Annotated in this window: 18 protein-coding genes; 10 read left to right on the top strand and 8 right to left on the bottom strand. The window is 44.0% G+C overall.

Annotation, left to right across the window (positions count from 1 at the left end; all coding sequences use genetic code 11):
- Positions 1-180 precede the first annotated feature (180 nt).
- From doeB2 to JSY38_RS17840, 5 genes are all read left to right on the top strand, one after another.
- Complete coding sequence (doeB2, locus tag JSY38_RS17860) at positions 181-1,368, top strand: N(2)-acetyl-L-2,4-diaminobutanoate deacetylase DoeB2 (protein WP_205114528.1); 1,188 nt, start codon at positions 181-183, stop codon at positions 1,366-1,368.
- 54 nt (positions 1,369-1,422) lie between these two features.
- On the top strand, positions 1,423-2,682 hold the full coding sequence (locus JSY38_RS17855) for an aspartate aminotransferase family protein (protein WP_205114526.1): 1,260 nt from the start codon (positions 1,423-1,425) through the stop codon (positions 2,680-2,682).
- Positions 2,679-3,962, top strand: coding sequence for an ectoine hydrolase (gene doeA, locus JSY38_RS17850; protein ID WP_205114525.1), 1,284 nt, complete (start codon positions 2,679-2,681; stop codon positions 3,960-3,962). Before JSY38_RS17855 ends, doeA begins: the two co-directional genes overlap by 4 nt.
- Positions 3,963-3,975: 13 nt before the next feature.
- Positions 3,976-5,367, top strand: coding sequence for an NAD-dependent succinate-semialdehyde dehydrogenase (locus JSY38_RS17845; RefSeq protein ID WP_205114524.1), 1,392 nt, complete (start codon positions 3,976-3,978; stop codon positions 5,365-5,367).
- 98 nt (positions 5,368-5,465) lie between these two features.
- Entirely contained in the window at positions 5,466-6,212 is a 747-nt protein-coding gene (locus JSY38_RS17840; RefSeq protein WP_239544043.1) for an AAA family ATPase, read from the top strand.
- Positions 6,213-6,378: 166 nt separating this feature from the next.
- On the opposite strand, the gene JSY38_RS17835 is transcribed toward JSY38_RS17840, so the two are convergent.
- Complete coding sequence (locus tag JSY38_RS17835) at positions 6,379-6,936, bottom strand: CBS domain-containing protein (protein WP_114413374.1); 558 nt, start codon at positions 6,934-6,936, stop codon at positions 6,379-6,381.
- Between the two features lie 283 nt (positions 6,937-7,219).
- On the opposite strand from JSY38_RS17835, the gene JSY38_RS17830 reads away from it, so the two are divergent.
- The 3 genes from JSY38_RS17830 to JSY38_RS17820 all read left to right on the top strand — a co-directional run bounded on the left by JSY38_RS17830 (position 7,220) and on the right by JSY38_RS17820 (position 10,021).
- Positions 7,220-7,990, top strand: coding sequence for a hypothetical protein (locus JSY38_RS17830; RefSeq protein WP_205114522.1), 771 nt, complete (start codon positions 7,220-7,222; stop codon positions 7,988-7,990).
- Between the two features lie 52 nt (positions 7,991-8,042).
- Positions 8,043-9,389 carry an alpha/beta fold hydrolase gene (locus tag JSY38_RS17825; protein ID WP_205114521.1) on the top strand — a complete coding sequence of 449 codons (1,347 nt, stop codon included), beginning with the start codon at positions 8,043-8,045 and terminating at the stop codon, positions 9,387-9,389.
- 98 nt (positions 9,390-9,487) lie between these two features.
- A complete protein-coding gene (locus tag JSY38_RS17820) occupies positions 9,488-10,021 on the top strand; it encodes a glutathione peroxidase (protein ID WP_239544041.1) in 534 nt (177 codons plus the stop codon).
- A 59-nt stretch (positions 10,022-10,080) separates the two neighbouring features.
- Here JSY38_RS17820 and JSY38_RS17815 read toward each other — a convergent pair whose 3' ends face one another.
- From JSY38_RS17815 to JSY38_RS17795, 5 genes are all read right to left on the bottom strand, one after another.
- Positions 10,081-10,815 carry a hypothetical protein gene (locus JSY38_RS17815; protein WP_205114520.1) on the bottom strand — a complete coding sequence of 245 codons (735 nt, stop codon included), beginning with the start codon at positions 10,813-10,815 and terminating at the stop codon, positions 10,081-10,083.
- Between the two features lie 49 nt (positions 10,816-10,864).
- The gene (locus tag JSY38_RS17810) at positions 10,865-11,638 is read right to left on the bottom strand and encodes a helix-turn-helix domain-containing protein (protein WP_205114519.1); all 774 of its coding nucleotides are present in this window, start codon (positions 11,636-11,638) and stop codon (positions 10,865-10,867) included.
- A gap of 39 nt (positions 11,639-11,677) precedes the next feature.
- Positions 11,678-12,133, bottom strand: a complete 456-nt coding sequence (locus tag JSY38_RS17805) for a carboxymuconolactone decarboxylase family protein (RefSeq protein WP_205114518.1) — start codon at positions 12,131-12,133, stop codon at positions 11,678-11,680.
- A 200-nt stretch (positions 12,134-12,333) separates the two neighbouring features.
- The gene (locus JSY38_RS17800) at positions 12,334-13,653 is read right to left on the bottom strand and encodes a YjiH family protein (RefSeq protein WP_205114517.1); all 1,320 of its coding nucleotides are present in this window, start codon (positions 13,651-13,653) and stop codon (positions 12,334-12,336) included.
- 265 nt (positions 13,654-13,918) lie between these two features.
- Positions 13,919-15,073 carry a tRNA-queuosine alpha-mannosyltransferase domain-containing protein gene (locus JSY38_RS17795; protein WP_205114516.1) on the bottom strand — a complete coding sequence of 385 codons (1,155 nt, stop codon included), beginning with the start codon at positions 15,071-15,073 and terminating at the stop codon, positions 13,919-13,921.
- 140 nt (positions 15,074-15,213) lie between these two features.
- Between JSY38_RS17795 and JSY38_RS17790 the strand changes: the two genes are divergently transcribed.
- Positions 15,214-15,957 carry a dienelactone hydrolase family protein gene (locus JSY38_RS17790; protein ID WP_114413365.1) on the top strand — a complete coding sequence of 248 codons (744 nt, stop codon included), beginning with the start codon at positions 15,214-15,216 and terminating at the stop codon, positions 15,955-15,957.
- A 34-nt stretch (positions 15,958-15,991) separates the two neighbouring features.
- On the opposite strand, the gene JSY38_RS17785 is transcribed toward JSY38_RS17790, so the two are convergent.
- Positions 15,992-16,546, bottom strand: a complete 555-nt coding sequence (locus JSY38_RS17785) for a YaeQ family protein (RefSeq protein ID WP_205114515.1) — start codon at positions 16,544-16,546, stop codon at positions 15,992-15,994.
- Positions 16,547-17,012: 466 nt separating this feature from the next.
- On the opposite strand from JSY38_RS17785, the gene JSY38_RS17780 reads away from it, so the two are divergent.
- Positions 17,013-17,228: a DUF1127 domain-containing protein gene (locus JSY38_RS17780; protein WP_205114514.1), complete on the top strand. Its 216-nt coding sequence runs from the start codon at positions 17,013-17,015 to the stop codon at positions 17,226-17,228.
- Positions 17,229-17,499: 271 nt separating this feature from the next.
- On the opposite strand, the gene proX is transcribed toward JSY38_RS17780, so the two are convergent.
- Positions 17,500-18,486 carry a glycine betaine/L-proline ABC transporter substrate-binding protein ProX gene (gene proX, locus JSY38_RS17775; protein WP_114413362.1) on the bottom strand — a complete coding sequence of 329 codons (987 nt, stop codon included), beginning with the start codon at positions 18,484-18,486 and terminating at the stop codon, positions 17,500-17,502.
- Positions 18,487-18,517 lie beyond the last annotated feature (31 nt).

Here is an 18,517-nt window from a genome sequence, read left to right as displayed (position 1 = left end):
TCATCTATGTGTTTGTTTTGAGCGCTTTTTTTGTTTTTTCCTTCTTATATTCCCTTCCTTATCTACTTTTATTTAACAATTTTTCTATTTTTCGGCCTTGCAAGTCACAAATTATTTAATTACTACTGTATGAAGTTTTCGAATTAAACAAAGTTTAAAAATCTTTTCAGGGAGGCGTTTATGCAGAAATTATGGCAAGACAATATCATCTTCGCTGAAAAATTGCGGAAGCAGTTGCACGCTCACCCCGAGCTTAGCTGGCAAGAAAAAAACACCGCGTCATTGGTACGAAACCAACTCGATGAATTAGACATTCCATGGCGTGCTTGTGCCGATACGGGAACGGTAGCTTTGCTCAATGAAGAAGCCAAAGGTACTGCGATTGCGTTACGAGGCGACATGGATGCCTTACCTATAGACGAACAAACAGGTAAGGAATGGCAGTCGGTAAATCATGGCTGTATGCACGCCTGCGGTCACGATGGCCATACCGCAACCTTGCTAGCAACGGCTCGCTGGTTAAAACAGTTTGAAAAAGAATTGCCTCAGCCTGTGGTATTAATCTTTCAGCCAGCCGAAGAAGGTTTTCATGGCGCTCGTGAAATGATCAAAGATGGCGCGTTGGAAAATGTCGGTGAGATTTACGGGTGGCACAACTGGCCAGCTTTGCCTTATGGCACGATTGCTTGCCCAGACAACATTGTCATGTGTGGTAATGGCACTTTCAGCATGAAATTTAAAGGCCGTGGCGGTCACGCCAGCCAACCAGAGCTGTGCGCTGATCCATTGCTGGCTGCAAGCGCAGTTAATGTTGCTTTGCAGCAAATTGTCAGCCGGCGTATTGCGCCGCAAGCAACTGCAGTTATCAGTGTCACGCAAATACACGGTGGAACTGCGCCAACGGTAATCCCAGAAGAAGCGACACTAAGTGGCAGCATTCGCGTTCCAGACGAAGCGACACGAAGGTTAATTAATAAACACATTACCGATGTCGCTACGCAAACGGCAGCAGCTTATGGCGTGGAATGCATTGTCGAACATGATATGCGCTACCAAGCGACCATTAACCATAAAGCCCAAGCGACTTATGGTCGCGAGGTATGGCAATCACTTTATGGCGAGCAAACACTTAATCATGGACAAGCCTTGCCTATCATGGCGTCGGAAGATTTTAGCTATTACTTACAAGCTATTCCCGGTGCGTTTGCTCTGATTGGTAGCGATGATGGCGAAGGCCATAACGTGTCTTGCCACAGCCCACATTACGATTTCAATGATCGCTTGATTGCAGATGTCTGCCGTTGGTTTTGCCAACTTGCCGGCCTTACCGATCAATCACTACCAAAACACTCAATACCCAAGCAATAAAATCCAAAAACCCGAACCAAAGGTCATAGATATAAGACCTTTTGAGGAGACGTTATGACTATTTTCGAACAACGAGAATCCAATATTCGAGCTTACGCTCGCACGTACCCAACGGTTTTTGTTACGGCAAAAAACGCTCGCCAGATTGACGAAAACGGCAAGGAATACATCGATTTCTTCGCCGGCGCTGGGGTACTTAATTTTGGTCACAACAACCCACACATGAAAGACGCCATGATTGACTACATGCAAAAAGATGGCGTGCTGCACAGCTTGGATATGCAAACCCAGGCAAAAGCCCAATTTATGCAGAAGTTTACCGACGTCATTCTTAAGCCAAGAAACATGCCGCATTGCATGCAGTTCATGGGACCAACAGGCACCAACGCCGTCGAAGCTGCCATGAAGTTAGCTCGTAAAGCCACAGGCCGCCACGATATCGTCGCTTTTAGCCAAGGCTTTCACGGCATGACACTGGGTGCTTTGGCGGCAACAGCAAATGAATATTTCCGTCAGGCTTCCGGTGTGCCTTTGCTGCATGTCAGCCATGAATTATTCGATCAAGAACACGATCAAGAAACGTCACTTGCGGCGTTAGACACATTAGCGAGCCAATACCGCGACCCATCCAGTGGTATTAAACCACCAGCGGCCTTCATGGTAGAAACGATTCAAGCGGAAGGCGGTGTGAATGTCGCTAGTAAAGAATGGATGCAAAAACTGGAAAAACTCGCCAAAGAATTTGGCTCAGTGCTGATCGTTGATGACATTCAAGTAGGCTGCGGTCGCACAGGGTCTTACTTTAGCTTTGATGATATGGGCATCAGCCCAGACATTATTACCTTGGCCAAAGGCATTGGCGGCGCGGGGACTCCAATGGCAATGAACTTAGTACACCCTGATTTGGATAAACATTGGTCGCCAGGCGAACACACTGGCACCTTCCGCGGGCAAAACTTGTCCTTTGTAGCGGGTGAAGTCGCATTGAGCTACTTTGAAGACGATACACTGATGAAAGAAGTCGTCGATAAAGTCAAAACAGTACGTAACGCACTAGAACCCTTAGTGAGCGAAAACAGCGCCAAAGAACTGCGCGGCAAAGGCCTGATTCTTGGCCTTGATATGGGCAGCGGTGAAATGGCCGCCAAAGTCGTTCAACGCTGCTTCAAACAAGGTTTGATGCTCGGTGCGTGCGGCAGTGGTGGTCGCGTCTTGAAGATTATTCCACCATTGACCATCCCTGACGCAGACTTAATAGAAGGCTTGGATATTTTAAAAGACGCTGTACGTTTCGTGATGGAGGAAGCTGCATGATTGAACGTGATGATATGACTTTTACCTTTGCTGAATACCAACGTCGCTTGGGTGAATTGCGCGCTCGCATTGCCGAGCGCCGCTTAGATGCGATTGTAATCACAGACCCAGAGAACATCGCGTATTTAACGGATTACCAAACTACTGGTTATTCATTCTTTCAGGCACTGGTGATCCCGCTCGAAAAAGAGCCTTTTATGATCACCCGAGCGTTGGAAGAATCTAATATATTTGCTCGCACATGGGTTGAACTAACTCGACCTTACCCTGATACAGGCGATGCGATTCAAATGCTAGTGGATGCGCTGCGGGAATTTGGTTTAGCTGACAAGCGTATTGGTTACGAACGCAATAGCTACTTCTTTCCAGCTTATCAGCAGGATTGTATTCACACGACATTGAAAAACGCCAAATTGATGGATTGCTTCGGCATCGTCGAAGAAGGCCGAATCTGCAAATCTCAAGAAGAAATCATGGTAATGCGCCGTGCTGCATTGGCGACAGAAGCCGGTATGAAAGCCGGCATTGAGATCTGTCGCCCAGGCATTACGGAAAACGAAATCGGTGCAGAAATAGCAGCGGCTATGTTCCGCGCGGGTGGCGAAACACCAGCAGTCATGCCCTACGTGACTTCTGGGCCACGAAGCATGATAGGCCACGCTACTTTCGAAGGTCGAACGGTTCAACCGAATGAACACGTCTTTTTGGAGGTCGGTGGTTGTTATCGCCGTTATCACACCGCCATGATGCGCACTGTGATTCTTGGCGAATTATCTGACGCCATGTATCAATCACAAGAAATCATGAAGCGCGCGCTCAATGAAATTCATCGCGTGGTGCAGCCGGGCATGACAGTGTCGGACGTGGATAATATGGTGCGAAACATTATTATGGACAACCAAGTCGGTGCCAGTTTAATCACGCGTTCTGGCTACTCCATCGGCATCGCCTTCCCACCAAGCTGGGATGAAGGCTACATCATCAGCTTGAAACAAGGTAATTCTGCGGTGCTAAAACCAGGTATGACTTTCCATATGATTCCATGGATGTGGGGCATTGAAGGCGATAAAACCTGTGGCATTTCCGATACCATCGAAATTACCGAAGATGGCTGTCGCTCTTTCTTTAGCATGGATCGCGACTTTACGGTGAAATCCGAATCCGGCATAGCCGTGCCTCAGGAAAAGAAAGCTATTGACCTATCCAACACCTTGCCAGCAAAAGAAGGTGTCAAAAAGTCCAAATCGAACACCAAGCAAACCGAGAAAGCAGCGAGCTAATTAGGAGGTGACTATGTTAACAGCAGCCAAACTAGAAACTGCAGCCCTTGAAAGCATTAACCCTACAACTGGGCAAGCCTTACCTTCTTGCGCTGCGTTGTCACTCGATGAAGCAAGCTCTGCCATCGATAAGGTGGCGGCAGGCTTCTCGGAATGGAAGGCGAAAAGCTTTCCAAAGCGAGCGGCTATATTAAAAGCCGTTGCCGCTTCGATGCGAGAAAACAAACACGAACTGGCCGATTTAATGGCGCTTGAAATGGGTAAGCCAATTAAAGAAGGCATAGCTGAAGTCGAGAAAAGCGCTTGGTGCGCGGAATATTACGCCGATAATGGTGAAGCATTTCTAACACCTGAAAGCTTAGAGTCGGATGCGAGCCACAGCTATGTGCAATACCCTCCTCTTGGTACGGTGTTGGGCATCTTGCCTTGGAACGCACCGGTTTGGTTGGCATTACGCTTTTTGGCACCTGCCTTGATGGCGGGTAATACTTGCGTGCTAAAAGCCGATCCGAATGTGCCTGCCACAGCCAAAAAATTGGTGGAATGTTTTTATCAAGCTGGCGTACCCGAAAACGTCGTCGCAAACTTAGCCGTCGACAACTCGGTGGCGAGTAAAATGATCGACCATCCGCAAGTAAAAGCCGTGTCTTTTACCGGCTCAAGTAAGGCGGGACAATCCATTGCGTCACAAGCGGCAGCGGGATTAAAACCAGCCGTCTTAGAGCTTGGCGGTTCTGATCCTTGCATTCTGATGGCCGATGCGGATTTAGAAAAAGCACTCGATATTATAACTCTCTCGCGCATGATAAATGCGGGGCAATCTTGTATCGCCGTAAAACGCCTGTTTGTCGAAAAATCGATTTATAACGAAGTCTGTGAAGCACTGCGTGAACGCTTTAGCAAACTTAAATGTGGTGATCCAAGAGACGAAAGTAATAATCTAGGGCCATTGGCGAGAGAAGACTTACGAGATCAATTACATCGCCAAGTATCTGCAAGCATCGACGCGGGTGCACGCTGTTTAACTGGCGGCGACTTACCTTCTCGCTCGGGCTTTTTCTATCCGCCGACGTTATTGGTTGATGTAAAACCTGGCATGACAGTGTTTGAAGAAGAGACCTTTGGCCCAGTGCTCAGCGTGACGCCGATTGATACGATTGATCAAGCTCTGGAATTGGCGAACGAAACAGAATATGGCTTAGGCGCCAGCATTTGGACGAGCAACCAAGTGGCCATAGATAGAGCTATTGAGACCCTAGAGTCCGGACAAATTGCTGTGAACGGTATCGTAAAAAGCGACCCAAGGTTGCCATCTGGTGGGATTGGAAAATCCGGTTATGGACGTGAACTTGGCCCGCAAGGCATACGGGAGTTTGTTAACGTACAGCAGATTTGGATTGCTTAGCGCTATATTGCTATTATGTTTAACACTCAATAAAAGGGCCTCACTTGAGGCTCTTTTGTATATGAGCAACCCTTAAACAAGTAACAAGAGTAATGAGCATGGAACCGCTGCCATATTTAAAAGCAATCGAACTTAAACGAGATTTGATCGAGTCCTTTGACGTTTATCCTTTCTCTATCCCAGCGGTAAAAGAACTGGATTTTATTGAGTTTGATAAAGCTGTGACTATTTTTGTTGGGGAAAACGGCAGTGGCAAATCCACCTTACTCGAAGCCATTGCAGTCAGTCTGGGCTTCAACGCAGAAGGCGGCACAAAAAACTTCAACTTCGGTACACGCAGTACTCATTCAGATCTACATAGCTACCTTCGCCTTTCGAAATCCTTTAAACGCTACCGAGACGGCTTTTTTCTTCGAGCAGAAAGCTTCTATAACGTTGCCACTAATATAGATGAATTAGATGAAGACCCCTCGCCAGGACCATTTATTAAAGATAGCTATGGCGGAAAGTCGCTGCATCATCAATCCCATGGTGAATCTTTTCTCGCTCTTATGTTGAAGCGTTTTGGTGGAAATGGGCTTTATCTCCTTGACGAACCAGAAGCCGCGCTTTCACCAACAAGACAACTTGCTGTATTAAGTCGAATGCATCAACTGATAAACAATCAGTCTCAATTCATCATAGCGACGCACTCCCCCATTCTGATGGCGTATCCGGGAGCGAAAATTTACCAAATCGATAAAACTGGCATTTACCCAGTCAAATACGAAGACACCGAACATTACGGAGTAACAAGAGCCTTCCTAAACAACCCTGAGCCAATGCTGAAAGAACTGTTTTCATAGGAAGAAGACAGCATGGCTTTGCATGTAAATGTATTTGACCATGTTATCGAAAAGTTGATTAAGTTAACTGCATTAAACCAAATAGCCCCTTATTGCCTATGGACGAACAGTAGGCAATAAGGGGCTATGAAAAGATCAGACAATCAAAGAATGTCTTTTTGGAATTTTACAGTGTCGCGGTAAATACTTTAGAAAAGCTGGTTTTTTCTTGAATATCGATGTTAAGACGCAGTCTGCGCGAAATATCACTGGCTGAAAAAATGCCTCGAATCTTGTGATTCTCACGATCCATAACAAGACAGTGACGTTCACCATCATTTTTAAGGGCGGTGATGACATCAGAAATGCTGGCTTTGGAAATATCCTGCCAATCCAATGCTTTTAGATTCTTTTTAGCTGTCATTAGGTCAGCAACAACGATTTCAGCTCGCTCCAAACCCTCCGAAACTTTTTGAACAATTTTTCGTTCGATCAGATCATCAGCACTAACAACGCCAATAAAATGCTTATTTTCATCAATGACAAATTTTAAGCGCACATGCTCTTTTTGCATGAGCTCTTTAACATTTAACACAGACCATGTGGACTCAACGATCAACGGTTTATTGTTTTTAAAATCAGTAAAAAAGCTCAGTGCTGGGGAATCGATGGTAAGGTCATAATTTTCTTCAGGCCAAGCCAATTCGTCGATATCAGTTGTTGGGTAAAAATTTAGTTTTTTCATATAAAGCCGCTCCGAAGTTCTCTCTTGTAATAAATATAATGTAGACGGTGTCTGACAACCATATCGCAATCATTATTGATAAAGTAATAGATAAGTACTAAAAATAACAATTACAAGCCTAAGGACCGTCTCTACAGCAAGTTTTGCACTATTTATGTCGTTTCTACATTGAAATCATGTTGAGCTTGCTCTTTTTGTCAGTGGCTATAGTCGTGCTTCAATCATATTTGCTAGGATCAAGTCATGGTGAATTGGCTAAATGATAGAGAACGTAGGAAAAACGATGACGCAGTCCGAGCTTTCGATAAACGACCTCATGAATGATGTAATGACTCAATGTGAGCAATTTTACTATCAAATGGGGCCATTTAGTGTGTTAACTGAGTTCGAAAAAGCCAGTATTGAACGAGATATTCGAGTAAAAATGAGTCATCTAAGCGAACTGTCTAAAGGCTACAGTCACGTGGCAATGATGTATTTACAAGTGGCTCTGGGTAACCAAAAAGAGTTGAGCAAAGCGTTTTTCGAAACATTAAATTACCTAGATAATGCCACTATTTACAGTAACTACGCTTCTCATCTTAACAGCCTAGGTTTTCCAAAAATGGCAGTTCAGGTGCTCGAAGATTACCTAGCATCCACTCCGGCATCCATGAGCGTAATTGTAACGCTAAGCAATCTTTATAAAGGCATGGGGGCGTTTACGAAAGACAGCAAACTGATGGAGACGTATTTAAAGTCCAACGTCCCTCAAGAAAACCTATTGCAAGAGTATCTTGTTAAGCACGATATTACTCCAGAAGAAACCGAAGAGTATTTCACACTTGTCAGTAATTATTTTCTTGCTCAACGTATTGAGCATTACAAGATTTCACGCCACATCGAAAAAGGCCATGACGATAAAGATTGGATTACCACGGAATTCCAGATTGAAGACGATTTAAGCCCAGATCAAATTCATTCAATCAACCTAGGGCTTTCAACTTTGTTAGCCGACAGCGACCTGCCCAAAAAAGTCGCTGAACATTTCATCACCCGCATTTATCAAGTATAAAGTATCCAACAATACAAACCGTCAAATCGTTATACATAACAACGAGGTAAGAATGAACGCAGTACAGAAACAGTACAAGATGAAAGGCATGCAGATTACCGAATACGAGTTGGACGTACCTCTAGATTGGGCTTCCTGTGATAAAAATTCCGTTAATTATTCTGCTGGCAACACCCCAACGATCACACTGTTTGCTCGCGAAGTAGTGGATATAAACCGCGCCGATGATGAGCTGCCTTTGTTATTATTTTTACAAGGTGGGCCTGGTGGAAAATCCCCTCGCCCAATGCCAGGCTCCCCACCATGGATGGCGGAAGCATTAAAAACCCATCGGGTTATTTTAATCGATCAACGTGGCACAGGTCGCAGCAGCCGAATTGATACTAACCTTATCAGTAAATTGTCTGCGGAGGACGGCCGAGATTACCTACTTAAATTCCGTGCCGACAGCATAGTGGCCGACTGCGAACACTTACGTAAAACGGTCTATGGTGGTCGTTTATTTGAGACCTTAGGACAAAGCTACGGTGGCTTTATTACGCTGGCGTACTTATCCCAAGCACCAGAAGGTCTGGCGGCATGTTATGTAACGGGCGGATTGGCTGGGCTTGAAGAATCAGCAAAAGAGGTATATCAGCTAACTTATCAGCGCGTGATCGAGAAGAACCAAGACTATTATGCGCGTTACCCGGAAGACGCCAATACCATAGCAAAAATCGCTCAATGCCTTACTAACGAAACGGTACGGCTGCCTGATGGCGACCAACTTACGTTAGAACGCTTCCAAAGCATTGGTATTTTGTTGGGAATGGGCCCTGGGATTGATCAAGTGCATTGGTTAGTCGATGAAGCCTTTGCAGGCAGCGATAAAACACGACTCAGTGATGTATTTTTAGAACAAGTAATGAACATCACCAGCTACCATGAAGGCCCGCTATTTGCGGCGATTCATGAAAGTATCTATGGCCGACCTAATGAAAGCACTAGCTGGGCCGCACAACAGCTGCGAGATCAGTTTAGTGAATTTGATGCATCTAATTCACCTTTGATGCTTACTGGCGAAATGATCTATCCGTGGATGTTTGATCAAATTTCCTCACTGCGCCCTTTTGCGGATGCAGCAAACGCCCTAGCGGAATACCAAGACTACGCGCCACTTTATGATCTCGAAAAACTTGCCAAGAACAAGGTGCCCGTTGTCGCCGCTGTGTATCACAACGACATGTACGTGCCCCGTGAATTGTCGCTAAAAACGGCGAGCCAAGTCGGACACTCTCAAGTTTGGATCACCAATAGCTACGAACACGACGGAGTTCGTCAATCGCCAGAAGTGTTCTGCAAATTACGTGAATTATTGTTAGACCAAGGCGGCCCTTTAAAAAGCGAACAACACGCATAACATTAATTTATGCAATTGCTTCGCATTTCAACCAAGCATTAAACGCTATGCTTAAATGGATTTTTAAAATTAGTTTTTATCATCTATAAGAGGTTTCCATGAGTCACGTATTAGATTTGACAGTTAATGACATCCAAGGCAAAAGTGTTGATCTATCGACTTACCAAGGCAAAACCGTTTTGGTGGTTAACGTTGCGTCTAAATGTGGGCTAACGCCACAGTACGAAGGTCTTGAAGCCTTGTACAAAAAATACCACGAGCAAGGTTTAGAAATCCTAGGCTTCCCTGCCAACGATTTTGCAGGTCAAGAACCAGGTAGCGATGAAGAAATTCAACAGTTTTGCAGCCTTACCTACGATGTAACCTTCCCAATGTTTAGCAAAATTACTGTCACTGGCGAAGACAAGCATCCTTTATACAAAGGCTTGATTACAGCAGCACCGGTTACACCAAATCGCGATGCTATGGTTAACATGTTGGCAGGTCATAAAATCGAAGCGACAAAGGCACCAGAAGTAGTTTGGAACTTTGAGAAGTTTTTGATCACCAAAGATGGCAAAGTTGAGCGTTTCTCTCCAGATGTGACGCCGAAAGACGACGCACTTGTTGCATCGATTGAAGCTGATCTATAAGCGTTAAAGCAAAGTTTAGACAAAAAAGAGTCACGCCAATAACGTGACTCTTTTTTTTGCTATGAAGACCGGATTTGTCTAAGTATCTTCATGCGGTTCCATTTTTGTCTATTCAGTTTTTTATACATCCATAAACAGCCAATATCGAAACCAAAATAAAACACGCTAATGCCACTCGGCGGATTACTACTCGCAATGAAAGGCACCTTACCGAACCAGGTGTCGGGCCAAAACCAGCACTGGTAATAAGTTCCCAGCAATTCCAAATACACCACCATGAAAAACATGATAAGAAAAAACAGCTCATTGCCCGTTTTCTTTCTTAACAGCAGCACAATCACCAACATACAAAGGAAGCCAAATACATCCTGGTCGAACAGCAGCCAAAGGCTCGAATAGGCGATCATTGCCCAATACAAAATCGAAATAATACGTGCCTTATTACGCTGGATAATTTTTTCTTTTTGGATATAAAACACAGCGGCATAAATAAGACTGTGACCAAGAGGCACATAAATAGGGACATTCTCAAGCCGATATTCGTACATTCCCAGCACGATAGAAAACACCACCTCCCCCAGCAAAGCCAAAGCAATGCCATACAACATCAGCTTTTTGATTCTTGCCGTAACACGAGAATAAACCCAGGCAAAACAGATCAATACCAAGAAATTAGTGATCCATTGATTAAACGGAATGTGCTCCGCCAATGCTTTGCTATCGAGGAAAAGCCCCAGCCACAACACTAGGAAAACAGGCAGATAAATAGCGGTAAGTTGCAGTTTTGATTTCATGCTGGAATCATAGCAAACTTGACGGTAGGCACCATTGAAAATAAACCCGTTAGCGTAATAACCTGCTTTTCATAAAACGCTTTGGCGTAATACCTGCGATTAACTGACATTCACGTGTCATGTGCGCTTGATCAGAAAAACCGTATTCGACAGCGAGTTCAGCCAGTTTGACATGATTTTCTTCCATTTTTAGAGCCAACAAAACCGCTCGAACTCTTCTCAAGCGTTGGAAGTATTTTGGAGACATACTCAAACGAGTTTGAAACTGACGTTCTATTTGACGCTGACTAAGAGGAAGGCTATCTAACAAATCAACTCGGGAAGATTGTTGAAGCAATTCTATGGCTTTCACTACTGGGTCATGATCATATGTCGATCCTGAAGTAACGTGATCGAAAGCCTTATCCAATAAATTAATACGTTCTTCTACACTTAAAATACTTTTTAACTGAACCAATAAAGATTGGATAAATTCAGACGATTGCCATGAGCCAATATTGCCTTCCAGCGCAGCTAACTCCGTCTGCAACAAGCCACCCATTCCGGGCTGAAAACGCACACCAACTAAATTAGCACCAGTGGGTAAATGAATAATATGCGCCTGCCGATTGGTTGATTGAAATATCACTGGTTCATTCCAAACTTCTTGATCAACCCGTATCGGCTCTCCAAGATTGAACAATATTCCACTACCTGCATCAGCAACCAATCGACGCGTAACACCCTGTTGATCCATTGGGATTTGTGCCGACCAAATAGCCTGTACCCACAGAGAAAGTGGCCCTTGCGGAAAGCGAATATCAAACAACAAGGGCGATAACATATTAGTCCTCTCATTTACTGGTGGAGGCAAACCGCTTGTTCAGCGAAAGCTACCTACTTCAGGTTTAAATACTTTTACTATTCTGTTCCAACTAGAAATAGCATTTATAGCAATGGTTAAATGAGTTAATCCAGATTCACCAAAATTTGCCAGCATTTCTTCATAATGACCGTCCCCAACAGAATGACCTGCGATAAGATGCTCCACCCAAGCCAAAGCCTGACGTTCTTGCTCAGAAAATAGCGGTGAATCTTGCCACGCATTCAAAGCTATCATTCGCTCGTACGTCTCACCCATTTCAAATGCTTGCGTACTGTGCATATCCAAACAAAAAGCACATTGGTTTATTTGTGAGACACGAAGCTTCACTAACTCCAAAATAGTTTTACCTAAGCTTGGTATATCCGCAAATTGTTTGCTTAAAATTTCTTCTTGCTTGAACAACAACTCGAACACTTGTGGAGCAGCAGCATAATAGTTGATACGTTTTAACATATTGAGATCTCCAAAGAAAAAATTTGAAGCCCAATCCTAGCGATAGCTGATCAGCATTAATTGAAGAAATTCGACATTTTGAAAGGAAAGATAAAACACACCAAATTGATGTAGAAGCGCCAATTAGGTGTGTTTTAGTGTATTTTTCTATCGCTATCTATTGCTCATAGTTGAATAGCAGTGAAGCGACTATTTATTGATTACTGAACAAACGACTCAGCCCAAAATGCTACAGGTGAAGCAATGAGGATCGTTAAAGCCACACGCTGATACCAAACAATCAACATTTGTTTAATATTCAATGGGATCTCGGTCGACAAGATACAAGGAATCGATGCAGAGAAGAAAAGTATGGATGAGATAGACACTACACCAACGACAAACTTCACAACAAACACGCTTTTCGCTGCAATTAACGCAGGCAAGAACATTTCTGCCAAACCAGTAGCCGACGCTGTCGCCACCATCATTGGATCTGGCAACTGGGCGATCCATGCGAATGGGTAAAACAGGTAACCAATCCACTCAAACACTGGCGTGTATTTCGCCAATAACAAGCCACACAAACCAACCGACATAATAGAAGGCAAAATGCTCATTGCCATTAACATGCCTTCTTTGATGTTTTGCAGGATATTACGACCAATGGGCGCGGCATTTTTCGCCACATCCAACCCTTCCAATGCCGCTTGTTTGAAGCGCGAATGCTCGAACTTTTCGACTTCACGGCTTTCTGCCGTGTCGTCCATTTTGCTAAGCGGAAAAATGCGTACTGTAATGGCTGTCACTACAAAAGTGATCAATAAAGTGGCCCAGAAAAAGACGTTCCAAACATCCATCAAGCCCAGTGTTTTCGCCACAATCACCATAAAGGTTGCCGAGACGGTAGAAAAACCAGTCGCAATAATCGCCGCTTCTTTCGCGGAATATTGGCCAGACTTATAAACACGATTGGTAATCAACAAGCCAATAGAATAACTACCTACAAAGGACGCAACCGCATCAATCGCTGATTTACCTGGCGTCTTAAACAGAGGCTTCATAATCGGCTGTAAAAGCACACCGGCAAATTCAAGCAAACCGTAACCAATCAGAAAGGCTAGAAATACCGCACCAATCGGTACAATCAGACCAACCGGCACCACCAATTTACTAAACAAGAAAGGCAGCATGTCTTTTTCAAATAAAAAGGCAGGCCCGACGGAGAAAAACGCCATTATCGCAGTGACGACGCCCAAGACTTTAAAAATAGACAACACCGTTTGCGTTTTACTGGCTTTCCAGTTACCCGAGATAAAAGGATAAGCACCACCAGCCAACACCACTAAAATAGCGTAAACCTCAGCCATTTGACCGTAATCATTACGGAGCCAAGACACAATATGATCAAGCGGAATGGTTTCTTTCCCACCGATATTGATCGGAATGAAAAAGACAAAAAGACCAATGCAGCTATAGGCAATGAGTTTAAGAAGAGACAGTGGAGACACCGCTCCTGACTTTGGATCTGTAGCATTCATATGAAGACTTCCTATGAGAAGGTTATTAATCATAAGCTAAAAAGCAACATACATACCAACATGTATATACATATTAAAATGACGTGGATTTGCTCTTCTTTCTTACGATTAAAGTGAATTTGTTTTTATTTTTAAGGCATCAACCATAGGAATATCGCACAAAATAGGCGCAATATAAAGCATTACGCGCCATTTTGATTCATAAATAATGTAGAGAAAAACAGAAACAATAAGTGCTTGATAAAATACAGATTAGCCAAGTTGTCTATACATAATCATTTTGACATCCGTGCTGATCAATAAGCTCATCATATTTTTTTAGTAAGTTTTCGGCTTGGTAATGGCTAACATCTGGCGCTTTCACATCATCCCTAACAACACGCAGAATCAAGTCCACTGCTCGCTCGGCTTCGCTTTGAATATCTTTCAAATCGCTATGATAAAGATACAGCTTTTCGTTTAGGTGATTGCCAAACAGCTCTGGATAAACCTGTCGGTCTGGCAGCACTGGCACACAACCCAGCGCGACCGCTTCTAGCACAGCAAGGCCTTGGAATTCATGCAATGCGGTAGAAAGCACAATGTCTGATGACGCAAGAAAACCTAGATAATCCGCCCGACTTGGTGCAAAGCCAAACTGTGTGATTCGATGAGCAAACTTGGCTTGAATCTGATCAAATTCTTTTGGAATAGAACGAAACTGTTCGCCAAGAATGGCAATTTCATAGTCTAGCTTGCGGCGCTCTAGTTCTTCTAGCATAGCCAGTAATCGATCAGGCCCTTTGTCAAATTCCCAACGCGCCGACCAAACCAATTTGATAGGCTCAGGGAGTTTTCCACTCTCCTCTATTTCTGACGCTAAACTCGTCTCTACTAAAGACTCGATTGAAGTAGGCATATCCAAAGGCACAGCAAGCACTTGGGATTTGGCTTCTATGTCATTTAACCAATCTGGCGAGACGTAATCAGGCAGTTTCTTTAACAAGGCCTGCGCCCCACCAAAGAAAGAGTCTTTATTGAATGCGCTATTAAACACGCACAGGTCAGCAGCCAAGGCGCTGTACAAGGTGACCATCTGCATTTCCACCAAGCCTTGCTGTTTGTCGCTGGCAGGATAGGCAAATTGATTTTCATGAAAATACAGCACCCAAGGAATGTTCTGTAAGTTTGGGCAAAAGGCTTTTAAACCGACACAGTCTGTCATCGACGTCGCAATGACCAAATCGTACTCTTGCTCTATCTGAGGTTTAAATTGCGGATCAAACGCAAAACTCATGGCGTTACCGCGAATCCGCCACGCAAAATGTCGAGCAGGCAGAGACAAGTAACTCCATTCATGCTGATCTAAACCATTCATCAAGGTATTTGCCCAGGCTTTATGGCTGCTAGCTTCGTAAGCACTGATCAATAAAATTCGCACGATTTCTTTCTACTCGTTGGTTAAATTTAGTTTTTTATCTATTTAAGAGCTTTTATGTCTATTTGAAAGCTTTGCGGCTGGCTCATCCCAGTTGGGTCGAATATCATGTAGGAAAATGACAAATCGCTTTAAGGATTACCATGATCATTCAACGTCACGATCAAGATATTAACACGCCAACCGGCACCATGCGCTGCACGGTTTATCGCCCTCAAGCAGAAGGTCGCTTTCCTTGTATCTTTTTCTACTCTGAGATTTTCCAACAAACCGCACCAATTGCCCGCTCTGCTGCGATTATGGCTGGCCATGGTTTTGTGGTGATTGTGCCAGAAGTGTTTCATGAACTTAACCCAATCGGCACAGTCTTGGGCTATGACGATGAAGGCAAAGACAAAGGCAACGCGGACAAATTCACCAAAACCCTAGAAGCGCACGACAGCGACACCGTGGCTATGCTGGAATATTTCGAACAGCAAGATTATTGCACGGGGCAATTTGGCACCATGGGCGTTTGTTTAGGAGGCCATTTGGCATATCGTGCGGCATTAAATCCTCGCATCCAAGCGGCTTTTTGCTTGTACGCAACAGACATTCATTCGAATACCATTCCTTGCGATGAAGGTAACGACTCTTTTACTCGCACAAAAGAAATTCAAGGCGAAATCACTATGGTGTGGGGCAAACAAGACCCGCATGTTTCTACGGAAGGACGCCAGAAGATTTACCAGCAATTGATCGATACTAACCGCTTATTCACTTGGCATGAATTCAACGGCCAGCATGCTTTCATGCGCGACGAAGGCGATCGTTACGACCCTGCCCTCGCCTTAGAGTGTTACAACAAAGCGGTTGCGCTGTTCCAACGCACTTTGCACAAGGCGTAACACTGTAAACTGCACATCGTGGTGGAAGGTGAGCTTATTGCTCGCCTCGCCACATAGGTGTCATCTGGCATTCGCCTAGCTCACCAGAGATCCACATTTCGCTGTCTTGAATGGTTACATTCAATTGCATAGAACGAGTACAGATCTTCGCTAACGCTTCAACTTGAGCTTCTGGGAAACGCAATACTCGCATGTTATCAAAACGGCTATTCTTGCCTTTGTTTTGTTCCCACCAAATATCGGACTTATCGTTGTAATTCACTACAACGACGTTTTGAGCGCGACCACAGGCTTTGCGCAAACGCTTCTCGTCTGGCTGACCTAACTCGACCCAAAGCAAAATTTCGTCTGAGTAATTTTTCTGCCAAAGATCTGGCTCGTCTTCAGTACTAATACCTTTACTGAAACTCAGTTGCTCGCCACCCTCTTTCTCATCAGCCAACAAGGCAAACGCCGCCAAACGCACCATCATGCGCTCTTCGGTTTCAGAAGGGTGTAATGCCAAGGTTAATTCATAACTTTGGTAATGGTTCCGATCCATATCAGACACTTGAACCGATGCTTTGTAAATTGTTGCTTTCGTCGCCATGAGGTCACTTACTACATTTGTTAACTATAAAAAGAGCACAGGAAAATCGCGAAGAATTGTACAGCAAAACACACCCACAATACCGACATAAACAAACTGTTTTTTTGCATTCAAGAGTGTATTTATAGTTTTTAAAAAAAGAACCGTTATTTCAATATAAGTAATTGACATAAGTCACGAAAAAAGGCTCAATTAAGGAGCTCAAACGAGCAAATATTACACAATGCATAACGCAATGAATAAACCTCAAAGTTAAGGAGAAGCAAAATGACAATTTATACGCTAAATCATTCTACTTCTTCCATGGCGACTCGCTGTAATAATCGAGTACGCAAAACTTTGTCCACGTGTTCAATGCCTGTGTAATACACCATTGACCGCGGAATTTACGCGGTCACCTCTGTAAGAAATCACCCCGTAAGTTCCGCCAAAACACACTATTAAATGTATATTTTGGAGAAAACTTATGAGTATCATCGCCCTATTCAACGCCGCTAAAGAATACTTCGAAGCTCGCCGTACGAACCAGCTGTTTCGTCAGCTTGATGACCATTACTTAAAAGACATTGGTTTCTACCGCGACAACGGACAAATCCGCCCTTTGGCCGGCAAGCAAGACCTAGAAAGTCAAAACAACGAGAAAGCCCAAATACCACCGGGAGAACAACCGAGTGACGGGTGACCAGATCGTCACCTCAGAGGGCTCTGAGGTGACGGTAAACCACTAGGCCGGATGGCCAAACACGCCTTTCATTATTCGGTAATGAAAGGCGTTTTTTTTGACTACTAGCAGTCAATATTCAACATAAAAATTAGCAGCAGACGCAAAAAAGGACACTGTATAAATACAGCATCCTTTAGTATTACCATCATCAAGATATTGACCTTCTAGCTGTCTATTTTTTTATCTCAAATAGAATCCAGACAAATCAAAAACTGATTAACAAAGTATTTTACTTCGCCGCTTTTTTGGCTTCTGAGATCCAGCCATCAAATGTCGCTTGATTAGCACTGATCCATTTATCAGCATGGATATCCATCTCACGCTGAGAATCCTCACCATCTGCAATCAGCATATTCTGAGCACTTACTGCATTAATAGGTAATTTCATGATCTCAAATAATTTTTCAGCAGCAGGGTTGGCTTCAGCAAAGGCTTTGTTTGCAACAATTCGCTCGCTGTTGATGTCAAAACCGTAGTTTTTACCATTTGGAAGCGCAGTGTCTGTGTTGTTCGGATTCGAAGAATAAGGCACTTCTAACCATACAACATCACGACCTGGAACAAGCTTGCCGGATACCCAATAAGGCGTCCAAGTGTAATAAAAGATCGACTCACCTTCATTGTAGCGAGCAATCGTGTCAGAAATAATCGCTGCATATTGACCTTGATTATGAGTAATCTTATCACGCAAGTTGAATGCATCTAGCTGATGCTCAATAACGCCTTCACAACCCCAACCAGCCTGACAGCCCGTTAGGTCTGCTTTACCATCACCATTGGTATCAAATAAAGCCGCAATTTCAGGCTTTTTGAAATCAGCGATATTGGTAATCTTGTATTTGTCTGCGGTTTTCTTATCAATTAGGTAGCCTTGCGCCGCCCCTTCTATATAGTTGCCACCGCGATAAAACTTGTCATCACCACCGGCATTTTTGTACATAGCATTATGCAGAGGGTACCAGTTCACTGCGAGGAACTGTGCATCACCATTCGCAACAGATGTATAACCAGCACTATAGTCAACCTCTTTAATTGGCTGTACGTCGTAGCCCAATTTTTCTAGCGCTTTGTTAACAACTATTGTTTGAAATGTTTCTTCTGCGATTGGGCTTTGTACCGCTGTGACTTTGACACCTTCGCCAGGCAAGTGACCATCGGCTAGGACAGCACCGCTAAACAGTGCGGCAAGTGAAGTTAATGTAACTACCTTTTTCATTGGAACATCTCCTTTGAATGAGTTTAGTGTA

The organism is Marinomonas foliarum, from assembly GCF_016906065.1.
Lineage (GTDB): Bacteria > Pseudomonadota > Gammaproteobacteria > Pseudomonadales > Marinomonadaceae > Marinomonas > Marinomonas foliarum.
This window is presented reverse-complemented; position numbering and strand designations above follow the sequence as displayed.

What these genes read in the sequence shown, in the direction of transcription:
- JSY38_RS17800 (WP_205114517.1), bottom strand. Translation starts at nt 13,653, where the DNA reads ATGAATGCTACAGATCCAAAGTCAGGAGCGGTGTCTCCACTGTCTCTT.
- JSY38_RS17805 (WP_205114518.1), bottom strand. Translation starts at nt 12,133, where the DNA reads ATGTTAAAACGTATCAACTATTATGCTGCTGCTCCACAAGTGTTCGAG.
- JSY38_RS17840 (WP_239544043.1), top strand. Translation starts at nt 5,466, where the DNA reads ATGGAACCGCTGCCATATTTAAAAGCAATCGAACTTAAACGAGATTTG.
- doeA (WP_205114525.1), top strand. Translation starts at nt 2,679, where the DNA reads ATGATTGAACGTGATGATATGACTTTTACCTTTGCTGAATACCAACGT.
- JSY38_RS17825 (WP_205114521.1), top strand. Translation starts at nt 8,043, where the DNA reads ATGAACGCAGTACAGAAACAGTACAAGATGAAAGGCATGCAGATTACC.
- proX (WP_114413362.1), bottom strand. Translation starts at nt 18,486, where the DNA reads ATGAAAAAGGTAGTTACATTAACTTCACTTGCCGCACTGTTTAGCGGT.
- JSY38_RS17855 (WP_205114526.1), top strand. Translation starts at nt 1,423, where the DNA reads ATGACTATTTTCGAACAACGAGAATCCAATATTCGAGCTTACGCTCGC.
- JSY38_RS17785 (WP_205114515.1), bottom strand. Translation starts at nt 16,546, where the DNA reads ATGGCGACGAAAGCAACAATTTACAAAGCATCGGTTCAAGTGTCTGAT.
- JSY38_RS17815 (WP_205114520.1), bottom strand. Translation starts at nt 10,815, where the DNA reads ATGAAATCAAAACTGCAACTTACCGCTATTTATCTGCCTGTTTTCCTA.
- doeB2 (WP_205114528.1), top strand. Translation starts at nt 181, where the DNA reads ATGCAGAAATTATGGCAAGACAATATCATCTTCGCTGAAAAATTGCGG.
- JSY38_RS17780 (WP_205114514.1), top strand. Translation starts at nt 17,013, where the DNA reads ATGAGTATCATCGCCCTATTCAACGCCGCTAAAGAATACTTCGAAGCT.
- JSY38_RS17835 (WP_114413374.1), bottom strand. Translation starts at nt 6,936, where the DNA reads ATGAAAAAACTAAATTTTTACCCAACAACTGATATCGACGAATTGGCT.
- JSY38_RS17845 (WP_205114524.1), top strand. Translation starts at nt 3,976, where the DNA reads ATGTTAACAGCAGCCAAACTAGAAACTGCAGCCCTTGAAAGCATTAAC.
- JSY38_RS17790 (WP_114413365.1), top strand. Translation starts at nt 15,214, where the DNA reads ATGATCATTCAACGTCACGATCAAGATATTAACACGCCAACCGGCACC.
- JSY38_RS17810 (WP_205114519.1), bottom strand. Translation starts at nt 11,638, where the DNA reads ATGTTATCGCCCTTGTTGTTTGATATTCGCTTTCCGCAAGGGCCACTT.
- JSY38_RS17820 (WP_239544041.1), top strand. Translation starts at nt 9,488, where the DNA reads ATGAGTCACGTATTAGATTTGACAGTTAATGACATCCAAGGCAAAAGT.
- JSY38_RS17830 (WP_205114522.1), top strand. Translation starts at nt 7,220, where the DNA reads ATGACGCAGTCCGAGCTTTCGATAAACGACCTCATGAATGATGTAATG.